The sequence below is a fragment of the Rhizobium sp. BK251 genome (genome assembly GCF_004345245.1).
Classification (GTDB): Bacteria; Pseudomonadota; Alphaproteobacteria; order Rhizobiales; family Rhizobiaceae; genus Rhizobium.
Genome location: NZ_SLUQ01000001.1, coordinates 355,638 through 380,220 on the forward strand (window position 1 = coordinate 355,638; position 24,583 = coordinate 380,220).

Here is a 24,583-nt window from a genome sequence, read left to right on the forward strand (position 1 = left end):
TGCACGCCGCGCGCCGAAGCAAGGGTGTTGACGAGGGCGTGAACGCCGGCTCGCAGCAGTTGAAAAATGCGGCGCCTGCGTTACTTCCACTCGGTTGTCACACATGCGGGCTCCCTGCCCGCGCATTGTCCCGCCCACGGATCGCTGCCGGGGCGCTCAATGCACTCCTGCCCAAATCAAAGGAATTTCAAAAATGCGCTACAACCAACTCGGTAATACGGGGCTGTTCGTTTCGGAAATTTGCCTGGGGACCATGACGTTCGGAGAGGCCGGCACGCCGGGATGGGCCGCCATCGTCGACGTCGATCAGGAAGCCGCCGACCGCATCGTCGAAAAGTCGCTCGCCGCCGGCGTGAATTTCATCGACACGGCCGATGTCTATTCCTTTGGCCAGTCCGAGCGCCTCCTCGGCCAGGCGCTGAAAAATCTCGGCGTCCCGCGCAAGGACGTGGTCATCGCGACGAAGGTCTACAGCGTCATGGGCGAAAAGCCCAACGACCGCGGCGCATCGCGCGGCCACATCATGGACTCGGTCGAGGCGAGCCTTGAGCGCCTGCAGACCGACCATATCGACCTTTACCAGATCCACGCGACCGATTCCGTCACGCCCGTCGAGGAAACGCTGAGGGCCATGGACGACCTCATCTCCCGTGGCCTGGTGCGCTATGTCGGTGTTTCCAACTGGCAGGCTTGGCGCATCGCCAAGGCACTCGGCATTTCGGACCGTCGCGGCTTTGCCCGCTTCGAGACCGTGCAGGCCTACTATTCGATCGCCGGCCGCGATCTGGAGCGCGAGATCGTGCCGCTGATGAAGGAGGAGAAGCTCGGCCTCATGGTCTGGTCGCCGCTCGCCGGCGGCCTGCTTTCAGGTAAGTATGGTCCGGGTGCACCGGGTAACGGCGAGGGGCGCCGCGCTACCTTCGACTTTCCGCCCGTAGACAAGGACCGCGCCTGGGAATGCGTCGCCGTCATGCGCGAGATCGGCGCCAAGCACGGCGTCGGCGTGCCGGAAGTCGCGCTTGCCTGGATCCTTGCCAAGCCCTTCGTGACCAGCGTCATCATCGGCGCAAAGCGCGTCGAGCAGCTTGAGCAGAACCTCGCGGCGGTGAAGGTGAGGTTGGACGAGGAAGACATGGCCAGGCTCGATGCCGTCAGCGAGCTCTCGCCCGAATATCCCGGCTGGATGCTGGCGCGTCAGGGAGCTGCGCGCCGCCCGGTGCCCTTCGAAGCGAAAGGCTGACCCGCTCGCTCAGTAGCTGCTATTGAAAGCAGACGCCGGAGCATTGGCCCCGGCGTCTGCTTCGTCCGGCGTTAGTTGGCGTGGGCCTTCAGCCAATCCTGCATGGTCTTGATTTCGGCTTCCTGCGCCTTGATGACGTCTTCGGCCAATGCGCGCATTTCAGGATCCTTGCCATATTGAAGCTCGATCCTGGCCATGTCGATCGCTCCCTGGTGATGCGGAATCATGCTGCGCGCAAAATCGACATCGGCGTTGCCGGTGTAGTTCAGCGCCATGTCCTCATGCATCTTGGCATTGGCCTTGGCGAAGGCTTGGCTGGAGGGACCCTGGTCGCCGCTCGGCTGGCTCATGCCCATTTTCATGCCCATGTTGGGCTGCATGTTCATGTGGTCATGGCCCATCTCTTGCGCGGAAGCCGTGGAGATGGAGAGCAGGGCGATGGAGCCCGCAAGAATGGTGGATTTCAGAGACATGTTGTCTTTCCTCTGTCTGACAGAATTCTCTTTCGCGTGCGACGCAGGTCGCCGCGAGTGCGGTTAAATTCGAGAAAGCGTGTCAGGCGCGAGGTGGGGGTGCCAGCGGCGTCGGAGCCGTATCCTGCAGCGGATCGCCGGCAAACGGCGAAGGATAGGAGAAGGCGAAGGGTCCACCGCCGTCAATGGCAATGGTCGGCGGAATGACGAGGCAAGCAGCGCAGAACGGGCTGTGCGCCATGCCGTCGCCATGCGGGCAGGGGTTGCCGCCATCCTTCGCGACGGCGCCAGCCATCATCGCGGCATGATCCTGCGGTGCCTGGTGGTGCATGTTCTGCCCATGGTCCATCGAGGCATGCATCGCCGCGGGCGACAGCACGGGAGCATCCGCCATTACGGGCATGATCCCGTAAAGCAGCCAGGCCAGGACCATAGTGAAGGCGGCAACAAGCTTCATGGCGCGGACCTTACAGCCTGCTCATGGCAAATCCAAGATCGAGGCCTGCTGCTTTTTCGATGGCGGCGATCATCGATCCGCGTTCCGGGTCTTCGCCAAGGCCCGCCAGATCACGGGGTTTCGCCCTTGCCGCACTCCGCCCAATCCGCTACGTAACCGCCACTGTCATATTGACCGGATAGCACCAGAAATGAACGACAAGCAGAAGAAACCACAGAAGCTCAAGGCCCGCCTGCCGCGCGGTTTCGTCGATCGCTCCGCAGCCGATATCCGCGCGGTCGAGGAAATGACCGCGCAGATCCGCAAGGTCTATGAGCATTATGGTTTCGATCCGGTCGAGACGCCGCTTTTCGAATATACCGACGCGCTCGGCAAGTTCCTGCCGGACAGCGACCGGCCGAACGAGGGCGTCTTCTCCCTGCAGGACGACGACGAGCAGTGGATGTCGCTCCGCTACGACCTGACGGCGCCGCTCGCCCGTCACGTCGCGGAGAATTTCAACGAGATCCAGCTGCCCTACCGCACCTATCGCGCCGGCTATGTCTTCCGCAACGAAAAGCCAGGCCCCGGCCGCTTCCGCCAGTTCATGCAGTTCGATGCCGATACCGTCGGCGCCCCCGGCGTCCAGGCGGATGCCGAGATGTGCATGATGATGGCGGATACTCTGGAGGCACTCGGCATCAAGCGCGGCGACTATGTCATCCGCGTCAACAACCGCAAGGTCCTGGATGGCGTGCTGGAGGCGATCGGCCTCGGCGGCGACGACAAGGCGACACAGCGGCTAAACGTCCTGCGCGCCATCGACAAGCTCGACAAGTTTGGCCCTGAGGGTGTTCGCCTGTTGCTTAGCGAAGGCCGGAAGGACGAGTCCGGCGATTTCACGAAGGGCGCGGGGCTCAACCACGAGCAGGTCGAAAAGGTACTGTTCTTCGTCGGCATCAAGAATTACGCCGAAAGCGCCGTCCGGCTTGCCGAACTGGTTGCCGGGACGGAGAAGGGTGTCGAGGGTGTCGACGAATTGAACTTCATCGGCGGGCTCGTGACCGACGCCGGTTATGGCCCGGATCGCATCAAGATCGACCCCTCCGTCGTCCGCGGCCTCGAATATTATACCGGCCCCGTCTACGAGGCCGAGCTCCTTTTCGACGTCACCAACGAGAAGGGAGAAAAGGTCGTCTTCGGTTCGGTCGGCGGCGGTGGGCGTTATGATGGTCTCGTCTCGCGCTTCATGGGCCAGCCGGTCCCGGCGACGGGCTTCTCCATCGGCGTATCACGCCTGATGACGGCGCTGAAGAACCTTGGCAAGCTCGGCGCGAACGAGGTCGTCGAACCGGTCCTCGTCACCGTGATGGATGGCGACGTCGAGAGCATGGGTCGCTACCAGCGCATGACGCAGCAATTGCGTGCCGCCGGCATCCGGGCGGAGATGTACCAGGGCAACTGGAAGAAGTTCGGCAACCAGCTGAAATATGCCGACCGCCGCGGCTGCCCGGTCGCCATCATCCAGGGTGGCGACGAGCGCGCCCAAGGCGTCGTCCAGATCAAGGATCTGATCGAGGGCAAGCGCCTTTCCGGCGAGATCGAGGACAATGCAAGCTGGCGCGAGGCGCGGGTTGCGCAGGACACGGTGCCGGAAGGCGAACTTGTCGCCAAGGTCCGGGAAATCCTCGATGCCCAGCGCGAGGATCGCGAGAGGGCCGGGTGAATGCCGCTCATCAACCAGCCGGATTTCGCTGACGAACTGCTCGCCGAATTCGCGGCCCGGCGGACCGAGCGGGTGGATACGCCCGTCATCCAGCCGGCAGAGCCCTTCCTCGACATCGCCGGCGAGGACTTGCGCCGCCGCATCTTCATGACCGAAAGCGAGACGGGGGCCAGTCTCTGCCTGAGGCCCGAATTCACGATTCCGGTCTGTCTGCGCCACATCGAAACGGCAACCGGCACGCCGAAGCGCTATTCCTATCTCGGCGAGGTTTTCCGCCAGCGCCGCGACGGCAGCAACGAGTTCTATCAGGCCGGCATCGAGGATCTCGGCGACATCAATATATCGAGCGCGGATGCGCGCGCGATCAGCGATGCGACGGCCGTTCTCGGGCGGCTGCTTCCCGGCAGGCGTCTTTCCGTGACGCTCGGCGACCAGGCCGTCTTCGAGGCCGTTGTACAGGCGCTTGGCCTGCCGCTTGGCTGGCAGAAGCGCCTGATCCACGCCTTTGGCAACATGGTCCATCTGGAAGCGCTTCTTAGCAGCCTTGTCAGCCCGCAGTTCGTCACCGGCCTCGATGATGACGTCGCAAGGCTGGTCGGAAGGGACGACGAGGCAGCGCTCGTCGCGCACATCGAGAACACCATGCAGGTGACCGGCTATTCGTCGAACGCGAGTCGCTCGCCGCAGGAGATCGCCCGCCGCCTCAAGGAAAAGCTGATCCTGTCCGAAACGCGTCTGGACGACGCGGCCTTCCGCGTGCTGGAGCAATTCCTTTCGCTGAGAGTTCCACTTTTCAATGCCTCGGCCACCTTGTCGGGTTTCGCGGATGGCGCTGGATTGAAGCTCGGAAACGCGCTTTCCCGATTTGACGGCCGCGTGGCGGCTCTCGCAAACGCCGGCATCGACCTCTCGATCGTCGAATACCGCGCGGCATTCGGACGCCCGCTCGACTACTACACCGGCCTTGTCTTCGAGGTCGGCGTCGATGGATCGGACGCCGTCCTCGCGGGCGGCGGGCGCTTCGACCGGCTTCTCACTTTCCTCGGCGCGAAGGACCGCATCCCCGCCGTCGGCTTCTCGCTCTGGCTCGACCGCATCGAAACGGCGAGGGCCGCACCATGACGATCACCATTGCGCTGCCATCCAAGGGCCGGATGAAGGACGACGCCTCGGCGATATTCGAGCGTGCCGGCATGCGGATCGCCGCAGTCGGCAATGACCGTTCCTACCGTGGCCGGGTCGAAGGTTGGGACGATGTCGAGATAGCCTTCCTCTCGGCGTCCGAAATCTCTCGCGAGCTTTCCAACGGCACGATCGATTTTGGCGTAACGGGCGAGGATCTCATCCGCGAAGGCATCGCGGAAGCTGATCGACGGGTGGAAATCTGCGCCCGCCTCGGCTTCGGCCAGGCAAATGTCGTGGTCGCCGTGCCGGAGATCTGGCTGGACGTGGACAGCATGGCCGACCTCGGCGATGTCGCTGCCGATTTTCGCGCACGCCACGGCCGACGCCTCGCGATCGCCACGAAGTACTGGCGCCTCACGCAGCAATTCTTCTCGAGCCAGCATGGCATCCAGCTCTATCGCATCGTCGAGAGCCTGGGTGCGACCGAAGGAGCGCCGGCCTCCGGCTCGGCGGATATCATCGTCGACATCACCTCGACCGGCTCGACACTGAAGGCCAATCACCTGAAGGTCCTCTCCGACGGTATCATCCTTCGCTCCGAAGCCTGCCTGGTGCGGGCGAGGAAGGATAGCCACGCCGGAGACCCGGTGGTCGATCGAATTGCCGCGGCCATCGGCTTCGCTCTCTGAAATCCCTATCCGAATACAAAAAGCCCGCCGTTGTTGAGACGGCGGGCAGTATGGCTGGAGGCCTGTCGGAGGTATTTCGGTATCAGGCCGTCACAAGCGAACCGCGGCGGGCGTCTACGGAGTAGAGGCCAGGGCCGAAGGTTGCGAGGAAGATGTAGGCACCTGCAAGGGTCAGGTTCTTCATCACCATGATCTGGTTCAGCGCGTTGATCCAGCCGAGTGCTGCATCAGGCCAGCCCGGAACGGCGACGGCGCCGGTGTGGAAGGCGAGGCCGGTGAATACGCAGAAGGCTGCGAGTGCCCAGCCGACGATGCGCGTCTGGAAGCCGGCGATGACTGCGAGGCCGGTGACGAGTTCGAAGATGCCGGCAACGTAGGCCAGCAGTACCGAGGCGGGGAGGCCGGCACCCGCGATCATGCCGGCCGTGCCGGAGGGGTCGATCAGCTTGCCGTAGCCGGTATAGACGAACATGAAGCCGAGCAGGACGCGTGCGCCGAGCAGGATGATGTTGGAAGTGTTGGACATCGTTGTCTCCGCTTGAGTGTTTCGAGTGTCGGTTGAATAAGTGCTTTGTTGAAACTCTTGTCGCCGATTTTCTTGTTATTGGAAAGATAAACGACAGCAGACACTTTGTTCACTATTGTGGAACGATGGGCGCGCTTTTTTGATGTGTCGAGGCGGTTTGCGTCTTGTGCTTGACGAGCCCCGGACCCTATCTAGGAGCCATTGCAACGGAGGCCCTAATGGCAGATCTTTCAGCTTTTCCAATTACCAAGCGCTGGCCGGCCAGCAATCCGGAAATTATTCAGCTCTATTCGCTCCCGACGCCCAATGGCATCAAGATTTCAGTCGTCCTGGAAGAGTTGGGGCTGCCCTACGAGCCGCATCTGATCTCGTTCGCGACCAACGACCAGAAGTCGCCGGAATTCGTTTCACTCAATCCGAACGGCCGGATTCCCGCCATCATCGATCCGAACGGCCCGGACGGAAAGCCGATCGGCATCTTCGAGTCGGGCGCGATCCTCGTCTATCTCGCCGAGAAGACCGGCAAGCTCATTCCTGCAGATGCAGCGGGCCGCTACGAGGTGCTGCAATGGGTGTTCTTCCAGATGGGAGGCGTCGGGCCGATGTTCGGCCAGTTCGGCCACTTCTTCAAATTCGCGGCCGACAAGGTGGCGAACAACTCCTATCCGATGGAGCGCTATCGGGATGAGAGCCGCCGGCTTCTGGGCGTGCTCGAGGGCCGCCTGCAGGGCAGGCAGTGGATCATGGGCGATCTCTATACCATCGCCGACATCGCGACCTTCCCCTGGGTGCGTGGTCTCGACGTTTCCTATGGCGGCGCCGAGGTTCTCCGCCTCGCCGAGTTCCCGAACGTCATGGCCTGGCTCGCCCGCGCGCTGGAAAGGCCCGCCGCTGCACGCGGCCTCAATATCCCTGCTCGGGCCTGAGGCCGGCGATCCAACCGCTTGAAAGAAGGGAAGGCCGGGAGACCGGCCTCCCAACCCGCAAGGTCAGATGGGTGCAACGCGCTTGCCTGGACCGGCGACCTTGGCGCCTGCATCCAGCTTGAAACGCGGGAATATGAACAGACCGATGATCCTTCCCGCATATTTCCGGTCGTGCCCGCTCGATTCGCCCATGCAGAACAGCGGCTGCCGCTGCCCGGCCTTCGTGGCGATCGTGGTGGAAAAGCAGAAGGAAGAGGGGCTGGTCGCAGCCTGTTCGAAGAGCTCGATGATGCGCCGGTGGTCGCGCGTGTCGTAGCACCGCATCAGGCTCAGCAGGCCGCATTCGCGCGACGGCAGGCCGTGAAGCGCGGCACCCCATTCGCCAAGGCTGATCGAGCCGCTCGACAGGTCGCCGCTCCAGCCCTCGGTTACGGAAAACTGTGCCAGGAGGTCCCGGCTCTGAATTCCGGGCTCCAGCGAGCCCGGCACGAAAGGTGTGCCAAGATTGGCATTGGCAATGTTGAACACGGTGCTCCCCAGCTCCCGGTGCGGCTTCGCTGGCCGCACGTTCCTGTCAAAAGATGTTTGCATATTCATCAAGCTGCTGCGTCATGCAGTGGCTTGCCGGCACTAAAATCGCAGTGCTGCTCGAAATGGTGGCAAGGCACTCGAGCCTGCAACAGGCGGTTATTCTGCTGCCCTTGCGTCAAAATAGAAAAATGAACAGTTCGGAACCGAAACAAATATTCCCGTCTGCGCGAGTTACATAAGTTTCGTGCCGACAGCAATGACTTTCTAGGGGTCATGCGGACTGGCCGGATGATTATTGATACGCCGTGAAAATGCAAGTTTTCCAATAAACAGGCTCTATAAATAGAGAAGACTGTCGAAAAGCTGCGTATTTTCGGGAAAATTCTGCAGATATTCTGCAACTGGAAGGTAAGTCGGCGAATTTTACAGCGCTGAGGCCCGCCTGTTGTCCCGATTGGCGCCGCAAGCCTCGCGAAAGTCTCGAGCTCTTCGCCAGGTTGCCGCAGGCAGTGACGGAAAAGAAAAAGGGCGATCCGAAGACCGCCCTTTCCGAACTGAACCGGATGGCCCAGATGCGAGACCTCAGTCTCACATCATGTCCATGCCGCCCATTCCGCCCATGCCACCCGGCATGCCGCCGCCAGCAGCTTCCTTCTTCGGAAGCTCGGCGATCATGGCTTCGGTGGTGATCAGCAGCGAAGCAACCGAAGCTGCGTTCTGCAGGGCCGTACGAACAACCTTGACCGGGTCGACGATGCCGAGTGCGATCAGATCGCCGTATTCGCCGGTCTGAGCGTTGTAGCCGTAGTTGTCTTCGTTCTTGTCGAGGATCTTGCCGACAACGATCGAGGCTTCGTCACCAGCGTTTTCAGCGATCTGGCGAACCAGCGACTGAAGCGCCTTGCGGACGATGTTGACGCCGGCTTCCTGGTCCTGATTCTCACCCTTTGCGGTGATCTTCGTGGACGAACGCAGCAGGGCTACGCCGCCGCCGGGTACGATGCCTTCCTGAACAGCAGCGCGGGTCGCATTGAGCGCGTCGTCGATGCGGTCCTTCTTTTCCTTGACTTCGACTTCCGTGGAGCCGCCGACGCGGATGACGGCAACGCCGCCAGCGAGCTTGGCAAGGCGCTCCTGCAGCTTCTCGCGGTCATAGTCCGAAGTGGTTTCTTCGATCTGAGCCTTGATCTGTGCAACGCGACCTTCGATGTCGGACTTGGCGCCAGCGCCGTCGACGATCGTGGTGTTTTCCTTGGAGATCGAGACCTTCTTGGTGCGGCCGAGCATGTCGAGCGTGACGCTCTCGAGCTTGATGCCGAGGTCTTCGGAGATGACAGTGCCGCCCGTCAGGATGGCGATGTCTTCCAGCATGGCCTTGCGGCGGTCGCCGAAGCCCGGAGCCTTGACGGCAGCGATCTTGAGGCCGCCACGCAGCTTGTTGACGACGAGCGTTGCAAGAGCTTCGCCTTCGACGTCTTCAGCGATGATGAGGAGCGGCTTGCCGGTCTGAACGACGGCTTCGAGAACCGGGAGCATCGCCTGCAGGTTCGAGAGCTTCTTCTCGTGGAGGAGAATGAAAGCGTCTTCGAGGTCGGCGATCATCTTTTCCGGGTTGGTGACGAAGTAGGGCGACAGGTAGCCGCGGTCGAACTGCATGCCTTCGACGACTTCGAGTTCGGTTTCGGCGGTCTTGGCTTCTTCAACCGTGATGACGCCTTCGTTGCCGACCTTCTGCATGGCTTCAGCAATGTCGAGGCCGACCTGCTTTTCGCCGTTTGCGGAGATCGTGCCGACCTGTGCGACTTCTTCCGACGTGTTGATCTTCTTGGCCTTGGCCTGGAGATCCTTGACGACTTCAGCAACGGCGAGATCGATGCCGCGCTTCAGGTCCATCGGGTTCATGCCGGCTGCAACGGCCTTGCCGCCTTCGCGAACGATCGCCTGGGCGAGAACGGTTGCAGTCGTGGTGCCGTCGCCGGCGATGTCGTTGGTCTTCGAAGCAACTTCGCGGACCATCTGGGCGCCCATGTTCTCGAACTTGTCTTCCAGTTCGATTTCCTTGGCGACCGATACGCCGTCCTTGGTGATGCGCGGAGCGCCGAAGGACTTGTCGATGATGACGTTGCGGCCCTTCGGGCCGAGCGTGACCTTCACTGCGTCAGCGAGAACGTCGACGCCACGCAGCATCTTTTCGCGCGCGGTGCGGCCGAACTTGATTTCTTTAGCTGCCATTTTGAGAACTCCTGAAAAGAGGTGTCAGCGAAATTTCGATAGAGCGACCGGCGATCAGCCGATAACGCCCATGATGTCGGCTTCCTTCATGATCAGAAGGTCTTCGCCGTTGAGCTTGACTTCCGTGCCGGACCACTTGCCGAACAGGACGCGGTCGCCGACCTTTACGTCGAGAGCGACGATCTTGCCGCTTTCGTCACGGGCGCCCGAACCGACGGCGACGATTTCGCCTTCCTGCGGCTTTTCCTTGGCGGTGTCCGGAATGATGATGCCGCCCTTGGTCTTTTCTTCGGACTCAACGCGGCGGACGACGACGCGATCGTGAAGGGGGCGGAAGTTGGTGCTTGCCATTGTCTAATCCCTCGATCAAATGACATTTGCGGAACAGGGAGTTCCACACGGGTGACGTTAGCACTCCTCAGCGATGAGTGCTAGCGCGGTGGATTTAGGGGTGGTGCCTGGGGGAGTCAAGGCAGGCCGCAAATTTTTCTCGATCAGGCGTTGCGCCGCTTACGTGGGCACAGGTGCGAGGTTCGAGGGCGGAATCCGGAGCCTTGCGCAAGGGTCGTTGGCCCGCAATGACTTACCGATTTTCATGGCAGCTTGATGACGTTTCCGGATGATTGACTTTCTGCCGATTTGTTGTTTAACAAAACCATGGGGTTTGCGGATACCTCACGAGGCGTCATGCTGGAATCGCGCGTCCAACTCTTCAGAAGGGACGTAACATGGCCTCGTTCAACTCCATTTCTCCGGAAAAACTGGCACGCCTGCTGGGTACGCAGAAGACGCCCGCGATCATCGACGTACGCGACCACGACGACTTTTCGGCCGCCCCCTATCTGCTGCCGTCGTCGATGCGCCGCGACCATGCCCGGGTTGCCGATTGGGCGGCTGAATTCAAGGGGCAGAGCGTCGTCGTGCTGTGCAAGCACGGTGCAAAGCTTAGCGAAGGTGTCGCCGCCTGGCTGAGGCTTGCAGGCGCCTCGGCGGAGGTGCTGGAAGGCGGTCTCAGCGCCTGGGAGGAACTGAAGATGCCGCTGGTTCCGGTCGCCATCCTGCCGGGCGGCAACGCCTTCGGCGGGTCGCTGTGGGTGACCCGTGCGCGACCCAAGATCGACCGCATAGCCTGTCCGTGGCTGATACGCCGTTTCGTGGATCCGGCGGCGCGGTTTCTCTATGTCACCGCCTCCGAAGTCGAGGCCGTTGCCGAACGCTTCGGCGCGACGCCTTTCGACGTTGAGGATGTGTTCTGGAGCCATCGCGGCGAGGATTGCACCTTCGATACTATGGTCAAGGAATTCCGCCTCGGTTTCCCGGCCCTGCAGCATGTGGCTCGCATCGTCCGGGGAGCGGACACCAACCGGCCGGATCTGGAACCGGAGGCCGCCGGGCTCTTCGCCTTGTCGCTCGGGCTGTCCCGCCTGTTTGCGGAGGATCTCGAACAGCTCGAGGCGGGCATGCTCCTCTATGATGCGCTTTATCGCTGGGCGCGCGACGCCACGCAGGAAAAGCACGACTGGGTCTCCCATGGGGCAGGGCGGAGCAGGAATCGTGAATAGCGGTGTCGTGGTCGAAGAGGTCGCGGTCGCTCCCTCGTTTCGGGAGGCAACCCGCGTCTGGGCAAGGATCGGCTGCCTCAGCTTCGGCGGGCCTGCCGGGCAGATCGCGTTGATGCACAAGACCTTGGTGGAGGAGAAGCGCTGGATTTCCGAGGAGCGCTTCCTCCACGCCCTCAACTATTGCATGCTGCTGCCTGGCCCTGAGGCCCAGCAGCTTGCGACCTATGTCGGTTGGCTGATGCATGGGGTGCGCGGCGGCCTCGTTGCCGGGCTGCTGTTCATCCTGCCCGGCTTTCTCGTCATCCTCGGTCTGTCGGCGGCCTATGCGCTCTTCCAGGAGGCGAACTGGCTCGCCGTCCTGTTCTTCGGGCTGAAGGCGGCGGTGCTGGCGATCGTCATCGAGGCGGTCATCAAGCTCGGCAGGCGGGCGCTGAAGGGGCGCCTGCATTATTGGATCGCGGCATTGGCGTTCCTTGCCCTTTTCCTCTTCAACATTCCGTTTCCGCTGGTGGTAATCGCCGCCGCTTTCGCCGGCTTCGCCATCGCCCGCTATCAGATATTGAGCGGTTCTTTCCCTCCGCCTTCATCCGTCCCGGAGAGCGATGTCATCGACTTGCAGGCTCGGCCGATGCGCTCCGGTCTGTCGCGGACGGTCGGCGTGTTGGCATGCTGGGCGCTGATATGGCAGGCGCCGATCCTGCTGATCGTGGCTCTAAACGCACCGCAGGATGTCATCGCCGAGGCGCTCAGCGGCCAATCCAATGTCTTCGGCGCGATCTTCTCCTTCTTTTCCCGCATGGCGGTCGTCACCTTTGGCGGCGCCTATGCCGTCCTTTCCTATGTCGCGCAGGTGGCAGTGGAACACTACGCCTGGCTGCGGCCCGGCGAGATGCTGGACGGGCTGGCGCTTGCCGAGACGACTCCGGGGCCTCTGGTGCTCGTCCTCTGCTATGTCGGCTTCCTTGCCGGTTTCCGGAATCCGCTGGGCATGGATCCGCTGCTCGGCGGCTTTCTCGGTGCGACGCTTGCAGCCTGGGCGACCTTCGTGCCGAGCTTCATGTGGATCTTCGCCGGCGCTCCCTATGTGGAGCGGCTGCGCGGCAATCGGCTTCTCTCCGCTTCGCTTGCCGCGATCACCGCGGCGGTCGTCGGCGTCATTCTCAATCTCGCGATCTGGTTCGGCCTGCATGTGCTTTTTGCAAAGGTCGACCGCATCGCCCTGCTGACCCATACGGTTTCGCTGCCGGGCAACGAGACCGCAGAAATGCCCCTCATGGCCGTTGCCTGGCCGGACTGGCGTTCACTGGATGTGGCCGCGCTGCTCGTCTTCGTCATGGCTGCCTTCCTCATCTTCAGGCTCAAGCTCGGCATGACAAAGGTACTGGCTTTCTGTGCGATTGCGGGTCTGCTACTGCGTGGCCTCAACCTGATCTAAGGATATCGGGGTGTGCGGCGCCGGTTGACCGGACGTTGCCTCTGCGCCCCCGCGTGAAGCGAAAAGCACAGTTGCGGCTTTTTCAGACGGCTCCGGCAAAATCCCTTGCCATCCCCGCTGTCCTTTGCGATGTCACGCCTGACTGAGCGAAATCGGGAAGCAGGCATGGCCAGACAGATAGCGAGTTTTGCGGAAATCACGGATCATTATGACGTGGTCCTCTGCGACGTGTGGGGCGTGCTGCACAATGGCGTCGATGCCTTTCCGAAAGCGTCGGAAGCGCTGGAGAGGGCAAGGGCTGCCGGCCTCACCGTGGTCCTCATCACCAATTCCCCGCGCATTGCGCCCCAGGTCGTGGCGCAATTGCGCCAGATCGGCGTGCCCGATGGCGCCTATGACCGCATCGTGACCTCCGGGGACGTGACACGGGTGCTGATCGCCGAGGGACCGAAGAAGGTCTTCCTGCTCGGCCCGGACCGAGATCTCGCGATCATCGAGGGTCTGGACGTCGAGCGCGTTTCGGCGGAAGAGGCCGACTCGATCGTTTGCACCGGCTTCTTCGACGATGAGACCCAGGTGCCCGAAGACTATACGGACATGCTGAAGGCCTTCCAGGCGCGTGGCGTGCCGATGATCTGCGCGAACCCCGACCTGGTGGTCGAGCGCGGCCACCGCATCATCCCCTGCGCCGGCGCCATGGCCGCCTACTACAACCAACTCGGCGGGGCGACCCGCATCGCCGGCAAGCCACACAAGCCGATCTACGAGGCGACGCTTGCGGCGGCGCGCGAGGTTCGCGGTGATTTCCCGATGAAGCGCGTGCTTGCCATCGGCGACGGCATGCCGACCGACGTGCGCGGCGCACTCGACTACGGCCTCGACCTGCTCTACATCAGCGGCGGCATCCACGCGCAGGAATACACCTTGAACGGAAACACGGATGAAGCGCTCCTCAATGCCTATCTCGAAGGGCAGGGAGCAAAGCCGCTCTGGTGGATGCCGCGCCTTGCCTGATGCCTGTGGGATACCCGGCCGATGACTGTTTTCCACCGCAATGAAACCCGCGATCCGCTCCCGCCCCATCTGAAGGGCGGGGTGGTTGCCATCGGCAATTTCGACGGCGTCCATCGCGGCCACCAGTCGGTGCTGAATCGGGCGCTCGAAATCGCGGCCAAGCGGGGGATACCGGCGCTTGTTCTGACGTTCGAGCCGCATCCGCGAACGGTCTTCCGGCCGGATACACCTGTCTTCCGCCTGACTCCGGCGCCATTGAAAGCCCGCATCCTCGAAACCATGGGGTTCAATGCGGTCATCGAATATCCCTTCGACCGCGAATTCTCCCAGCGTTCCGCCGAGGACTTCGTGCACTCGATCCTCAGCGACTGGCTCGGCGCATCCGAGGTCGTCACCGGCTTCGATTTCCATTTCGGTCACGGGCGTGAGGGCGGGCCGGCCTTCCTCATGGATGCAGGAAACCGCTACGGCTTCGGCGTGACGCTCATCGACGCCTTCCGCGATGAGAACACCGACGTGATCTCCTCCAGCCACATTCGCGCCCTGCTGAAGGAAGGCGATGTCGCCGAGGCAGCCGGCATGCTCGGCTACCGCTATACTGTCGAGGCGGAGGTCATCGGCGGCGAGAAGCTCGGGCGGACGCTCGGCTTTCCGACAGCGAACATGCAGCTCCCGCCCGAAACCGAGCTGAAAGCCGGCATCTATGCCGTGCATTTCCGGCGCGCGGACGGCACGCTCCGTGATGCGGTGGCAAGCTACGGCCGCCGCCCGACGGTGACGGAAAACGGCGCCCCGCTGCTCGAAACCTATGTCTTCGATTTCAGCGGCGATCTCTATGGGCAGGTCTGCGCCGTCTCCTTCTTCGGCTATCTCCGCCCCGAACTGAAGTTCGATGGGCTGGAACCGCTCGTCGCGCAGATCAGGCGCGACGAGGAAGAGGCGAGGGCGCTTCTTGCCGGTGTCCGGCCGCTTGACGACCTCGACCGGACGCTCTGTTTCGCGTAGCCGCGCGCTCCTACGACGCCGCGAAGGCCGCCCGGGCCTTCTTCTGCGGCAAAGGCGGGAAGGCGAGGGCAATCCCCGCCGCTCCCAGCCCAACCAGCGCCGAGCCGATGAAGAGCCAGGAGTAGTTCCCGTAGGTATCGAAGATCCAGCCGCCGATCAGCGGGCCGAAGGCCATGCCGAGGCTGGAGAGCATCGTTGCTGCGCCAAAGACGGTGCCGATGATGCGTGGGCCGAAATACTCCCGGGCGAGCAATGCATAGAGCGGCATCACCCCGCCATAGGCGCTGCCGAAGACCACGGCGAGCGCATAGAATTCGCTGAGATCGCTGACGGCGAGATAGGTGGCGAGCGCGCCCGCCTGGACGAGGAGGCCGGCGACGAGGACGGGCTTCACCCCGAGCCTGTCGGCAAGCGTCCCATAGAGCAGTCGTCCCCCAAGACCGGCCAGGCCCTCGACGCTGTAGATGCTGACGGCCGCCATCGGCGCGATGCCGCAGACGGTGGCGTAGCTCACCATGTGGAAGATCGGTCCGGAATGCGCGGCGCAGCAGGCGGCGAAAGTGAGACCCAGAACGATGAACTGCGGCGAGGCGAATACCTTGGAGAGGCTCACCGGGCCGTCGCTTGAGATCGAATTCGCAACCGGCTCGTCGGCCGGCGCGTCCGGTCGGCGGCGTACGAGAAGGGCGGCGGGCACCATCAGCACCAGGGCACCGATGCCGATCATCATCATGGCCGGGCGCCAGCTGTATTCGGTGATGAGCCAGCGCGCGATCGGCGAGATGGTCATGGGCGCGACGCCCATGCCGGCCGAAACCAGCGAGACGGCAAGGCCGCGGTTCTCGTCGAACCATTCCGTCGTCGCTGCAATCATCGGCGCGAAGAAGGCGCTCGCGGAAAGGCCGACGAGCACGCCGTAGGTGAGCTGGAACTGGAACAGGGTCTCGGCCCGGCTCGCGAACACGAGCGCGAGGCCGAGGATGACCGAGCCGATGAGCACGACGGGCCGCGGCCCGAAGCGGTCGCTTGCAGCTCCCCACATGAAGCCGCCCACACCCATGACGATGAAATTGAGCGTCATCGCGCTTGCGATGCCGGCATGCGACCAATTGGTGGCCGTGGCGATCGGCTCCTGGAAGATCGCCAGTGAAAACATGGCGCCAAGCGCCACGCACGACATCAGCGCGCCTGCGCCGACGATGACCCAACGATAAGAACTACTCATGCCGACCTCACTCCCTCCTGAAAGATCCACGATTGCACGGGGCAGCACAATGCTTTTCCGGTGCATTCGATATTGAGACGTTTGAGGTCCACCGATTTCGACATCGCATCGATATTTTTGCCGCGCCGGGCGTGCGCTCCGCTGCGAATCCCCTCTTCCTTTTCCGGCGAAAAGCGCCTATGAACCGCCGATGATGACCCAGTTTCGGCTGTCTAGAGCAATACGAATTATTGGCCCGGCCTTCCGCGTGCAGTGATCTGCCGGAAGGTCCGGGTTTTTGGCGCTTCTCCCGAGCGCTTTTCCGTCACCGAAATTTCCGAACCGGATGCGCCCATTCGTGGCCAAGAGACGATTGTCAGGACAATGACCGATACCGCCGACAAAATCGACTATTCGAAAACCCTTTATCTGCCCGAAACCGACTTCCCCATGCGCGCCGGCCTGCCGCAGAAGGAGCCGGAGCTTGTCGCCCAATGGCAGAAAATGGACCTCTACAAGAAGCTGCGCGCCTCTGCCGCCGGCCGCGAGAAGTTCGTCCTCCATGACGGCCCGCCCTATGCCAATGGCAACATCCATATCGGCCACGCGCTGAACAAGATCCTCAAGGACGTCATCACCCGCTCCTTCCAGATGCGCGGCTATGACTCGAACTATGTCCCGGGTTGGGACTGCCACGGTCTTCCGATCGAATGGAAGATCGAGGAGGAGAATTACCGCTCCAAGGGCAAGGCCAAGCCCGACCTTTCCGAGCCGGCGGCGATGATCGAGTTCCGCCGCGAATGCCGCGCCTATGCCGAAAAATGGATCAAGGTCCAGAGCGAGGAGTTCAAGCGCCTCGGCATCGTCGGCGACTTCGAGCACCCCTATCTGACGATGAACTTCCATGCAGAAGCGCGCATCGCAGGTGAGCTCCTGAAGATCGCGAAGAGCGGCCAGCTCTACCGCGGCTCCAAGCCGATCATGTGGTCGGTCGTCGAGCGCACGGCGCTCGCCGAAGCCGAGGTCGAATATGCCGATGTCGAAAGCGACATGATCTGGGTGAAGTTCCCGGTTGCGAAGGGTGCGGATGCGCTTGCCGATGCCTTCGTCGTCATCTGGACCACGACCCCCTGGACGATCCCCGGTAACCGCGCGATCGCCTATTCGCTGAAGGTTGCCTATGGCCTCTACGAGGTCACGGCCGCCGAGAACGACTTCGGTCCGCGTCCCGGCGAAAAGCTGATCTTTGCCGACAAGCTGGCGGAGGAAAGCTTTGCCAAGGCAAAGCTGCAATTTAAGCGCCTGCGCGATGTGACCACCGCAGAGCTCGGTGCGATAACCTGCGCCCATCCGCTGAAGGGTCTCGGCGGCGGCTACGATTTCCCGGTGCCGCTGCTCGCCGGCGATCACGTTACCGATGACGCCGGTACGGGCTTCGTGCACACGTCGCCCAGCCATGGTCGCGAAGACTTCGACGTCTGGATGGATCACGCGCGCGAACTGGAAGCGCGCGGCATCGAGACGAAGATCCCGTTCCCGGTCGACGACGGCGGCTTCTTCACCGCCGATGCGCCCGGCTTCGGCCCGGACCGCGAAGGCGGTCCTGCGCGCGTCATCGACGATAGCGGCAAGAAGGGCGATGCCAACGATGCCGTCATCAAGGCGCTGATCGCGGTCGGCATGCTTTTCGCCCGTGGGCGGCTGAAGCATTCCTACCCGCATTCCTGGCGCTCCAAGAAGCCGGTCATCTTCCGCAACACGCCGCAGTGGTTCGTCTACATGGACAAGGACCTTGCGGACGGCACGACGCTGCGCTCGCGCGCCCTGAAGGCGATCGACGACACCCGCTTCGTGCCCGCCGCCGGCCAGAACCGCCTGCGCGCCATGATCGAGCAGCGCCCGGACTGGGTGCTCTCGCGCCAGCGCGCCTGGGGCGTACCGATCTGCGTTTTCGTCGATGAGCACGGCGAGACGCTGCAGGACGACGAGGTCAATGCCCGCATCCTCGCCGCCTTCGAGAAGGAAGGTGCGGACGCCTGGTTTGCAGAGGGTGCCCGTGAGCGCTTCCTCGGTTCGCGTTCCAACGAGCCTTGGACCCAGGTCACCGATATCCTCGACGTCTGGTTCGACTCGGGCTCGACCCACACCTTTACGCTCGAGGACCGCCCGGACCTCAAGTGGCCGGCCGACGTCTATCTCGAAGGGTCCGACCAGCATCGCGGCTGGTTCCACTCCTCGCTGCTGGAATCGGCGGCAACCCGCGGCCGCGCGCCCTATGACTCCGTCATCACCCATGGCTTCACCATGGATGAGAAGGGCGAGAAGATGTCGAAGTCCAAGGGCAACGTCGTCTCTCCCCAGGAGGTGATGAAGGACGCCGGCGCCGACATCCTGCGCCTCTGGGTCATGACGACCGACTACTGGGAAGACCAGCGTCTCGGCAAGACGATCATCCAGACCAACATCGATGCCTACCGCAAGCTGCGGAACACCATCCGCTGGATGCTCGGCACCCTGGCGCACGACAAGGGCGAGGTGATCGCACTTGCCGATCTGCCGGAGCTGGAGCGGCTGATGCTGCATCGCCTGTCGGAGCTGGACCAGCTCGTGCGCGAAGGCTACGACGCCTTCGACTTCAAGCGGATCGCCCGCGCGCTCATCGATTTCGCGAATGTCGAGCTTTCGGCGTTCTATTTCGATGTCCGCAAGGACGCGCTCTATTGCGACGCGCCTTCCAGCCTGCGCCGCCGCTCGGCGCTTTATGTCATCCGCATGATCTTCGATTGCATGGTGACCTGGCTTGCGCCGATGCTGCCGTTCACGACCGAGGAAGCGTGGCTCTCGCGCGATCCTGCGGCCGTTTCCGTGCACCTCGAGCAGTTCGCGGCCGTACCCGCCGAGTGGCGGAACGACGCGCTTGCGGAGAAGTGGCGGAAGATCCGCGCAGTGCGCTCGGTCGTCACCGGCGCGCTCGAGATCGAGCGCAAGGACAAGCGCATCGGCTCCTCGCTCGAGGCCGCTCCGGTCGTCCATGTCGGCGATCCGGAGCTGCTGAAGGCCTTGGAAGGACTGGATTTCGAAGAGGTCTGCATCACCTCCGCGATCACGATCGAGGCGGGCGAGGGCCCTTCGGATGCCTTCCGCCTGCCGGAGGTGCAGAAGGTCGGCGTCGTGCCGAAGCTTGCAGAGGGGCGCAAGTGCGCCCGCTCCTGGCGCATCACGACCGACGTCGGCTCGGATCCCGCCTATCCGGATGTCTCGGCGCGCGATGCAGCGGCATTGCGTGAACTTGGTGCAACACTTGGATGAAACTTACTGGATGAATTGCATTTTTGCGGTTCATCCGGTAAAAGCTGCCTGAAAATGGCCGGATTTTTGCGTCAGGGGGACGTACATCCGGTGGGGCGATGAAGCACCGGCATGGCTGGAAGGGTTTTCATGATCTTGACGCATAGGTTTCGTGTGGGCGTCTGCCTGGCAGCTTTGCTTGCCGGTTGCTCGATGCTCCAAAGCTGCATGAGCAGCCCGACTTACGGTACGGACAAGACCGCCATGGAGCAGCTCGCCGACGACCTCGGCTCCTCCGTCTCCCTCTCTTCGCTTGCGCCGAAGAACAGCAGTGTCTCCTATCAGCCTCGTCCGGCGCTCGTCATGCCGGCGGCCGCCAGCAAGGAAACTCTGGTTGCTCCCCAGCAGTCGCTTGCCAGCAAGGACAACCCGCAATGGGTTGAATCGCCGGAAGAGACGCGCGCCCGCCTCGTTGCCGAAGCTGATGAAAACTCTGCCAGCACGACCTATCGTTCGCCGCTCGCCGGCTCCGAAGCTTCCGGCCGCCGGTTGACCGCCAAGGAGCAGCAGCAGGCCTTCCGTGATGCGCGCAAGCTGCAGGACGGTGCCTACATCGACCAGCGCCGTTCGCTCTCCGATCCGCCGACCGAGTACCGCGATGTCGCGGACGCCACGCAGCTCGAGGATCTGGGCGAACCGGAACAGAAGAAGGAAAAGCGGCGCAAGAAGGAAGCGGCCGTAGCAAAGACCGGCTCGAGCTGGTGGATGCCCTTCCAATAAGCTGACGTCGGATCGCTTCGATCCGCCTACGGCTTGGGATTGTCGATGTTGCGGTGGACGAGCCAGAGGTGGAAGCCCTGGCTTATGACGAGCAGCCAGGCGATCATCACCAGTTCCCATATCCGCCCGATCCCCGTAAATGCCAGGATCAGCACGACTACGACCGCAATGCCGGGAATGAAGGCGAGCGCGATCAGCCGCGGCGCGTCCCATCGTACCTGGCCGGTTGCGGACCACTGCATCGGCAGGCGCTTTTTTCCGGGCGCGATGCGGAATTGCGCATAGACCGCCAGCACGATCATCGATGCGAAGGCGAGCAGCAGGGCGATCATTGGATTTCTCTTTTCTCTACGAAAAAGTCGCGCAGGATGGCGGCCGCCTCCTGCTCGCTGAAGCCGGAATAGACATCGGGTGCGTGATGACATGTCGGTTGGGAAAAGAAGCGTACCCCATTGTCGACGGCGCCGCCCTTCGGGTCCTCGGCGCCATAGTAGAGCCGACGGATGCGGGCAAAGGAAATGGCCCCGGCGCACATGGTGCAGGGCTCCAGCGTCACATAGAGATCGGCGCCGGCAAGCCGCTCCTGCCCGAGTTTCTCGCAGGCCATTCTTATGGCAGCGATTTCGGCATGGGCGGTCACGTCGTTTGTTTCGCGCGTGCGATTGCCGGCGCTTGCGATGATCTCGCCGTCGAGAACGATCACCGCGCCGATTGGCACCTCGCCTCGAGAAGCGGCCGCCCTCGCTTGCGCGACAGCCAGATCCATGAAGCGATTTGTCTCCGGCATATCGCAATTTCCTCTTAACCACGACGGTGTGACCTGATAGGACACGCTTTGACAATTCAGGCAAACAGCAAATGACATTCAAAGACAAGCCGAAGCGGCCCGGGTCCAGGCCCCCTGCGCGCAGTAAACAGGCATCGCCCGGCGCAAAAGGCGTGCGCACGAAAACTCTCAAGGAGGCCCCTGTCAAGACCTCGGCCGCCGATGCGGAAGGTGCGGGCAAGGGCGAGCGGATTTCCAAGCTCATGGCGCGGGCGGGCGTGGCCTCGCGCCGCGATATCGAGCGCATGATCATGGAGGGCCGGGTCAAGCTCAACGGCGTCTTGCTCGATACGCCCGTCGTCAACGTGACGTTGGAAGACGCGATCGAAGTGGATGGCGTTCCGATTCGCGGGATCGAGCGGACACGCCTTTGGCTCTATCACAAGCCCGCCGGCCTCGTGACCACGAACTCCGATCCCGAGGGTCGTCGGACGGTCTTCGAAAACCTGCCGGAGGAGCTGCCGCGGGTCATGTCGATCGGCCGCCTCGACATAAACACCGAGGGTTTGCTGCTACTTACCAACGATGGCGGGCTGGCGCGCGTTCTCGAGCTGCCGACCACCGGCTGGCTGCGCCGCTACCGCGTTCGCGCGCACGGCGAGATCGACCAGGCACGCCTCGATACGCTGAAAGACGGCATTGCCGTCGACGGCGTGCTCTACGGCTCGATCGAGGCGACGCTGGACCGTGAGCAGGGCTCCAATGTCTGGATCACGATGGGGCTTCGCGAAGGCAAGAACCGCGAGATCAAGAACGTCCTCGGTGCGCTCGGTCTCGACGTCAACCGGCTGATCCGCATTTCCTATGGCCCCTTCCAGCTCGGCGAACTGCCGGAAGGTCACGTGCTGGAGGTGCGCGGCCGCACGTTGCGGGATCAGCTTGGACCGCGCCTTATCGAGGATTCCAAGGCGAATTTTGATGCACCGGTCTACAACGCACCTGCCGTCGCCGCCGAGGAAGAGGCGGATGCCGTGGCTGAACGCGGCTCCGCGCGGGACGATTGGGCGAAGCGCGAGAAGCCTTCCGACAAGCGCGAGCGCGCACTGAGCCGCCTGGATACCCGGCGCGACGACCGCAAGGATGGCGGGCGCAAGGACAGCGGCCGCAAGGAAGCCGGTCGCAAGGACAAGGATGACGACCGTCCCAGGAAACATACGCCGCTGGGGCAGAAGCGCAGCGCCAATGTCTGGATGGCCCCGGGCGCCCGTCCGCTGGGCGAAAAGGCAGCCGCCAAGGCCGCCAAGAACGCCAAGACGAGTGCGCGGCGTGGCGAGAGTGAGCATCCGCAGCGCGGCGGCTCCACGCGTCCGCCCGCGGAACATCGCGTTCAGGTAAACCGCGTCCGGGAAGAGGACGGCGAGTGGATCCGCTCCAGCGAACCTGTCGGCAAGGCAGGGGATCGCGAGGAGGGTTTCGACAGAAAGCGCTCCTTCGGCGGCCGCTCCGAGCGCTCCTTCGGCGACCGCCCGCCCCGTGGCGACAAGCCGTTTTCGGGCAAGCCGCGCGGTGATCGCAAGCCGAGGGGCGAGGGCGACGAGCGTCCTCGCGCAAAATCCTTCCAGGGCGAAGGACGTTCCGAAAGGCCGCGCAGCTTTGGCGACAGGCCTGCCCGCGCCGAGCGGCCCTTCGGAGACAGGCCTTCCCGTGGCGACAGGCCCTATACGGGCAAGCCGGGCGGTGATCGCAAGCCGAGGGCCGAGGGGGATGAGCGTCCCCGCGCAAAGTCTTTCCAGGGCGAAGGACGTTCCGAAAAGCCGCGCAGCTTTGGCGATAGGCCTGCCCGTGCCGAGCGCCCCTTCGGCGACCGCCCGCCTCGCGGCGACAGGCCCTACACGGGCAAGCCGGACGGTGATCGCGGCCCACGGCCGGAAGGTGACGAGCGTCCTCGCGCAAAATCGTTCCACGGCGAAGGGCGGTCCGAAAAGCCGCGCGGCGACAAGCCTTCTGGCGGGAAGCCCGGCGGCAAATCTTTCGGCAAGCCGGCGGGCAAGTCCTTTGGCAAGCCGGCCGGCAAAGGTTTTTCGGGAAAGTCGCAGGGCGGCCGTCCGGGTGGCGATAAGCCTGCTGGTGGCGGCGGTAAGGGCAAGGGAATGACGCGCGGTGCGGATCGTCGGCGGTGAGTTTCGCGGGCGGCCGCTTGCCGTTCCCAAATCCAACGACATCCGGCCGACAGCGGACCGGACGCGTGAAAGCCTGTTCAACATCCTGAACCACGCCTATCCCGAATGCGTCGACGGCACCCGGATCATCGATCTGTTCGCCGGCACCGGTGCAGTTGGGCTGGAGGCGGTTTCACGCGGCTGCCAGAACGCGCTGTTCGTCGAAAACAGCGTCGAGGGCCGCGGGCTGCTGTGGGAGAATATCGATGCGCTCGGCCTACACGGCCGAGCCCGTATCCTGCGTCGAGACGCGACGTCACTCGGAAATGTCGGCACGCTCGAGCCCTTCCACGTCCTTTTCGCAGACCCGCCCTATGGAAAGGGACTCGGCGAAAAGGCGTTCGCGGCGGCGGCGGATGGCGGATGGCTGGAACCTGGGGCGCTCGCGATCCTTGAAGAACGGGCGGATGTTACCGTCTCGGTTCATCCTGCCTATGTGTTCCTTGAATCGCGAACCTTCGGCGATTCGAAGATGCATTTTTTCCGCTATCAACCGCAGTAGGCGGCCCCTTCGATCGGGAGAGAGCAATGCCGCATGGTGCTGATCTATCCGAGGTGCGTCCACGCGCCGGTGGCGTGCCCACAGTGGCCGTCGCCTTTGGCGGCGGCGGCGCGCGTGGCCTTGCTCATATCCATATAATCGAGACGCTGGACGAACTCGGTATCACGCCGGTTGCGATCGCCGGTTCCTCGATCGGTGCGATCATGGGCGCCGGCATGGCGGCCGGGATGCGCGGCGAAGAAGTCCGGGACTACACGCTTTCTGTCGTCGGCAACAAGGCGGCTGTCGCCAACCGCATCTGGAGCCTGCGGCCGGCCTCGATGCGGGATGCCGTATCGAACGGCATTCGGCTCGGGCAGTTCAATCTCGAACGCGTTCTTGGCGCCTTCCTTCCGCCCGCGGTCCCGCAAGACTTTGCCGACTTGAAGATACCGATGAAGGTGACGGTGACGGATTACTATGGCCAGGAGGAAGTGATCGTCGAGGATGGCGATCTCTTTCAGGCGCTTGCGGCGTCCTCGGCCATCCCAGCCGTCTTCATGCCGGTGCGCCTGAACGGACGAGTGATGATCGATGGCGGCATCAGCAATCCGGTACCCTACGAAAACCTGATGGGGATCGCCGATATCGTCATCGGCATCGATGTCGTGGGGGCGCCCGAAGGGGATGGCACGCATATCCCGAACCGCGTCGAAAGCATTTTCGGCTCCGGCCAGTTGATGATGCAGACCAGCATATCGCTGAAGCTGAAGCTGCAGCAGCCGCACATATTCCTGCGTCCCGCGGTGGGGCGTTTCGGGGTTCTCGATTTCCTCAAGGCGCGCGACATCCTGGCGATTTCCGCCGGCATCAGGGACGAACTCAAATACGCGCTGGATCGCGAGATAAGCCGCTTCGTTTAAGC

At 63.0% G+C, this 24,583-nt stretch carries 23 protein-coding genes; 14 read left to right on the top strand and 9 right to left on the bottom strand.

The features are described from left to right. Positions 1-193: 193 nt before the first annotated feature. Positions 194-1,240, top strand: a complete 1,047-nt coding sequence (locus EV286_RS01675) for an aldo/keto reductase (RefSeq protein WP_132955260.1) — start codon at positions 194-196, stop codon at positions 1,238-1,240. A gap of 71 nt (positions 1,241-1,311) precedes the next feature. Here EV286_RS01675 and EV286_RS01680 read toward each other — a convergent pair whose 3' ends face one another. Together EV286_RS01680 and EV286_RS01685 are read right to left on the bottom strand one after the other, a co-directional pair. Next, positions 1,312-1,713 (bottom strand): DUF305 domain-containing protein, encoded by a 402-nt coding sequence (locus EV286_RS01680; protein WP_132955261.1) that lies wholly within the window; start codon positions 1,711-1,713, stop codon positions 1,312-1,314. Positions 1,714-1,795: 82 nt separating this feature from the next. After that, positions 1,796-2,170, bottom strand: a complete 375-nt coding sequence (locus EV286_RS01685) for a hypothetical protein (protein ID WP_132955262.1) — start codon at positions 2,168-2,170, stop codon at positions 1,796-1,798. Between the two features lie 190 nt (positions 2,171-2,360). On the opposite strand from EV286_RS01685, the gene hisS reads away from it, so the two are divergent. Genes hisS through hisG form a run of 3 tightly spaced genes read left to right on the top strand, consistent with a single transcriptional unit; the run spans position 2,361 to position 5,689 of the window. Continuing rightward, positions 2,361-3,875 carry a histidine--tRNA ligase gene (gene hisS, locus EV286_RS01690; protein ID WP_132955263.1) on the top strand — a complete coding sequence of 505 codons (1,515 nt, stop codon included), beginning with the start codon at positions 2,361-2,363 and terminating at the stop codon, positions 3,873-3,875. Continuing rightward, complete coding sequence (locus EV286_RS01695) at positions 3,876-4,997, top strand: ATP phosphoribosyltransferase regulatory subunit (RefSeq protein ID WP_132955264.1); 1,122 nt, start codon at positions 3,876-3,878, stop codon at positions 4,995-4,997. Continuing rightward, on the top strand, positions 4,994-5,689 hold the full coding sequence (gene hisG / locus EV286_RS01700) for an ATP phosphoribosyltransferase (protein ID WP_132955265.1): 696 nt from the start codon (positions 4,994-4,996) through the stop codon (positions 5,687-5,689). The genes EV286_RS01695 and hisG overlap by 4 nt, the downstream gene beginning before the upstream one ends. A gap of 82 nt (positions 5,690-5,771) precedes the next feature. Here the strand turns inward: hisG and EV286_RS01705 are convergent, their stop codons facing one another. Then, positions 5,772-6,215, bottom strand: a complete 444-nt coding sequence (locus tag EV286_RS01705; RefSeq protein WP_132955266.1) for a DoxX family protein — start codon at positions 6,213-6,215, stop codon at positions 5,772-5,774. A 218-nt stretch (positions 6,216-6,433) separates the two neighbouring features. On the opposite strand from EV286_RS01705, the gene EV286_RS01710 reads away from it, so the two are divergent. Then, positions 6,434-7,141 carry a glutathione binding-like protein gene (locus tag EV286_RS01710; RefSeq protein ID WP_132955267.1) on the top strand — a complete coding sequence of 236 codons (708 nt, stop codon included), beginning with the start codon at positions 6,434-6,436 and terminating at the stop codon, positions 7,139-7,141. A 63-nt stretch (positions 7,142-7,204) separates the two neighbouring features. Here the strand turns inward: EV286_RS01710 and EV286_RS01715 are convergent, their stop codons facing one another. The 3 genes from EV286_RS01715 to groES all read right to left on the bottom strand — a co-directional run bounded on the left by EV286_RS01715 (position 7,205) and on the right by groES (position 10,255). Next, positions 7,205-7,669: a hypothetical protein gene (locus tag EV286_RS01715; RefSeq protein WP_132955268.1), complete on the bottom strand. Its 465-nt coding sequence runs from the start codon at positions 7,667-7,669 to the stop codon at positions 7,205-7,207. Between the two features lie 591 nt (positions 7,670-8,260). Beyond that, positions 8,261-9,904, bottom strand: a complete 1,644-nt coding sequence (groL, locus tag EV286_RS01720) for a chaperonin GroEL (protein WP_132955269.1) — start codon at positions 9,902-9,904, stop codon at positions 8,261-8,263. Between the two features lie 54 nt (positions 9,905-9,958). Continuing rightward, positions 9,959-10,255 carry a co-chaperone GroES gene (gene groES / locus EV286_RS01725; RefSeq protein WP_132955270.1) on the bottom strand — a complete coding sequence of 99 codons (297 nt, stop codon included), beginning with the start codon at positions 10,253-10,255 and terminating at the stop codon, positions 9,959-9,961. Between the two features lie 377 nt (positions 10,256-10,632). Here groES and EV286_RS01730 point away from each other — a divergent pair, with 377 nt between their 5' ends. From EV286_RS01730 to EV286_RS01745, 4 genes are all read left to right on the top strand, one after another. Then, a complete protein-coding gene (locus tag EV286_RS01730; protein WP_132955271.1) occupies positions 10,633-11,466 on the top strand; it encodes a sulfurtransferase/chromate resistance protein in 834 nt (277 codons plus the stop codon). Further along, positions 11,435-12,901 (top strand): chromate efflux transporter, encoded by a 1,467-nt coding sequence (chrA, locus tag EV286_RS01735; protein WP_132955272.1) that lies wholly within the window; start codon positions 11,435-11,437, stop codon positions 12,899-12,901. Before EV286_RS01730 ends, chrA begins: the two co-directional genes overlap by 32 nt. 165 nt (positions 12,902-13,066) lie before the next feature. Beyond that, positions 13,067-13,915, top strand: coding sequence for a TIGR01459 family HAD-type hydrolase (locus tag EV286_RS01740; RefSeq protein ID WP_132955273.1), 849 nt, complete (start codon positions 13,067-13,069; stop codon positions 13,913-13,915). A 21-nt stretch (positions 13,916-13,936) separates the two neighbouring features. Continuing rightward, a complete protein-coding gene (locus EV286_RS01745; RefSeq protein ID WP_132955274.1) occupies positions 13,937-14,920 on the top strand; it encodes a bifunctional riboflavin kinase/FAD synthetase in 984 nt (327 codons plus the stop codon). A gap of 10 nt (positions 14,921-14,930) precedes the next feature. Here EV286_RS01745 and EV286_RS01750 read toward each other — a convergent pair whose 3' ends face one another. Next, on the bottom strand, positions 14,931-16,145 hold the full coding sequence (locus tag EV286_RS01750; RefSeq protein WP_132955275.1) for an MFS transporter: 1,215 nt from the start codon (positions 16,143-16,145) through the stop codon (positions 14,931-14,933). 363 nt (positions 16,146-16,508) lie between these two features. Between EV286_RS01750 and ileS the strand changes: the two genes are divergently transcribed. Beyond that, positions 16,509-19,433, top strand: a complete 2,925-nt coding sequence (gene ileS, locus EV286_RS01755) for an isoleucine--tRNA ligase (protein ID WP_132955276.1) — start codon at positions 16,509-16,511, stop codon at positions 19,431-19,433. A gap of 129 nt (positions 19,434-19,562) precedes the next feature. Further along, a complete protein-coding gene (locus tag EV286_RS01760) occupies positions 19,563-20,192 on the top strand; it encodes a hypothetical protein (protein ID WP_132955277.1) in 630 nt (209 codons plus the stop codon). A 26-nt stretch (positions 20,193-20,218) separates the two neighbouring features. On the opposite strand, the gene EV286_RS01765 is transcribed toward EV286_RS01760, so the two are convergent. Together EV286_RS01765 and EV286_RS01770 are read right to left on the bottom strand one after the other, a co-directional pair. Continuing rightward, the gene (locus EV286_RS01765; RefSeq protein ID WP_132955278.1) at positions 20,219-20,524 is read right to left on the bottom strand and encodes a hypothetical protein; all 306 of its coding nucleotides are present in this window, start codon (positions 20,522-20,524) and stop codon (positions 20,219-20,221) included. After that, on the bottom strand, positions 20,521-20,979 hold the full coding sequence (locus EV286_RS01770; RefSeq protein WP_132955279.1) for a nucleoside deaminase: 459 nt from the start codon (positions 20,977-20,979) through the stop codon (positions 20,521-20,523). Before EV286_RS01770 ends, EV286_RS01765 begins: the two co-directional genes overlap by 4 nt. A 71-nt stretch (positions 20,980-21,050) precedes the next feature. On the opposite strand from EV286_RS01770, the gene EV286_RS01775 reads away from it, so the two are divergent. The 3 genes from EV286_RS01775 to EV286_RS01785 are packed head-to-tail and all read left to right on the top strand — an operon-like array spanning position 21,051 to position 24,581. Further along, positions 21,051-23,138 carry a pseudouridine synthase gene (locus EV286_RS01775; RefSeq protein WP_132955280.1) on the top strand — a complete coding sequence of 696 codons (2,088 nt, stop codon included), beginning with the start codon at positions 21,051-21,053 and terminating at the stop codon, positions 23,136-23,138. After that, positions 23,119-23,679 (top strand): 16S rRNA (guanine(966)-N(2))-methyltransferase RsmD, encoded by a 561-nt coding sequence (gene rsmD / locus EV286_RS01780; protein ID WP_132955281.1) that lies wholly within the window; start codon positions 23,119-23,121, stop codon positions 23,677-23,679. The genes EV286_RS01775 and rsmD overlap by 20 nt, the downstream gene beginning before the upstream one ends. Before the next feature lie 26 nt (positions 23,680-23,705). Continuing rightward, positions 23,706-24,581, top strand: coding sequence for a patatin-like phospholipase family protein (locus EV286_RS01785; protein WP_132955282.1), 876 nt, complete (start codon positions 23,706-23,708; stop codon positions 24,579-24,581). Positions 24,582-24,583 lie beyond the last annotated feature (2 nt).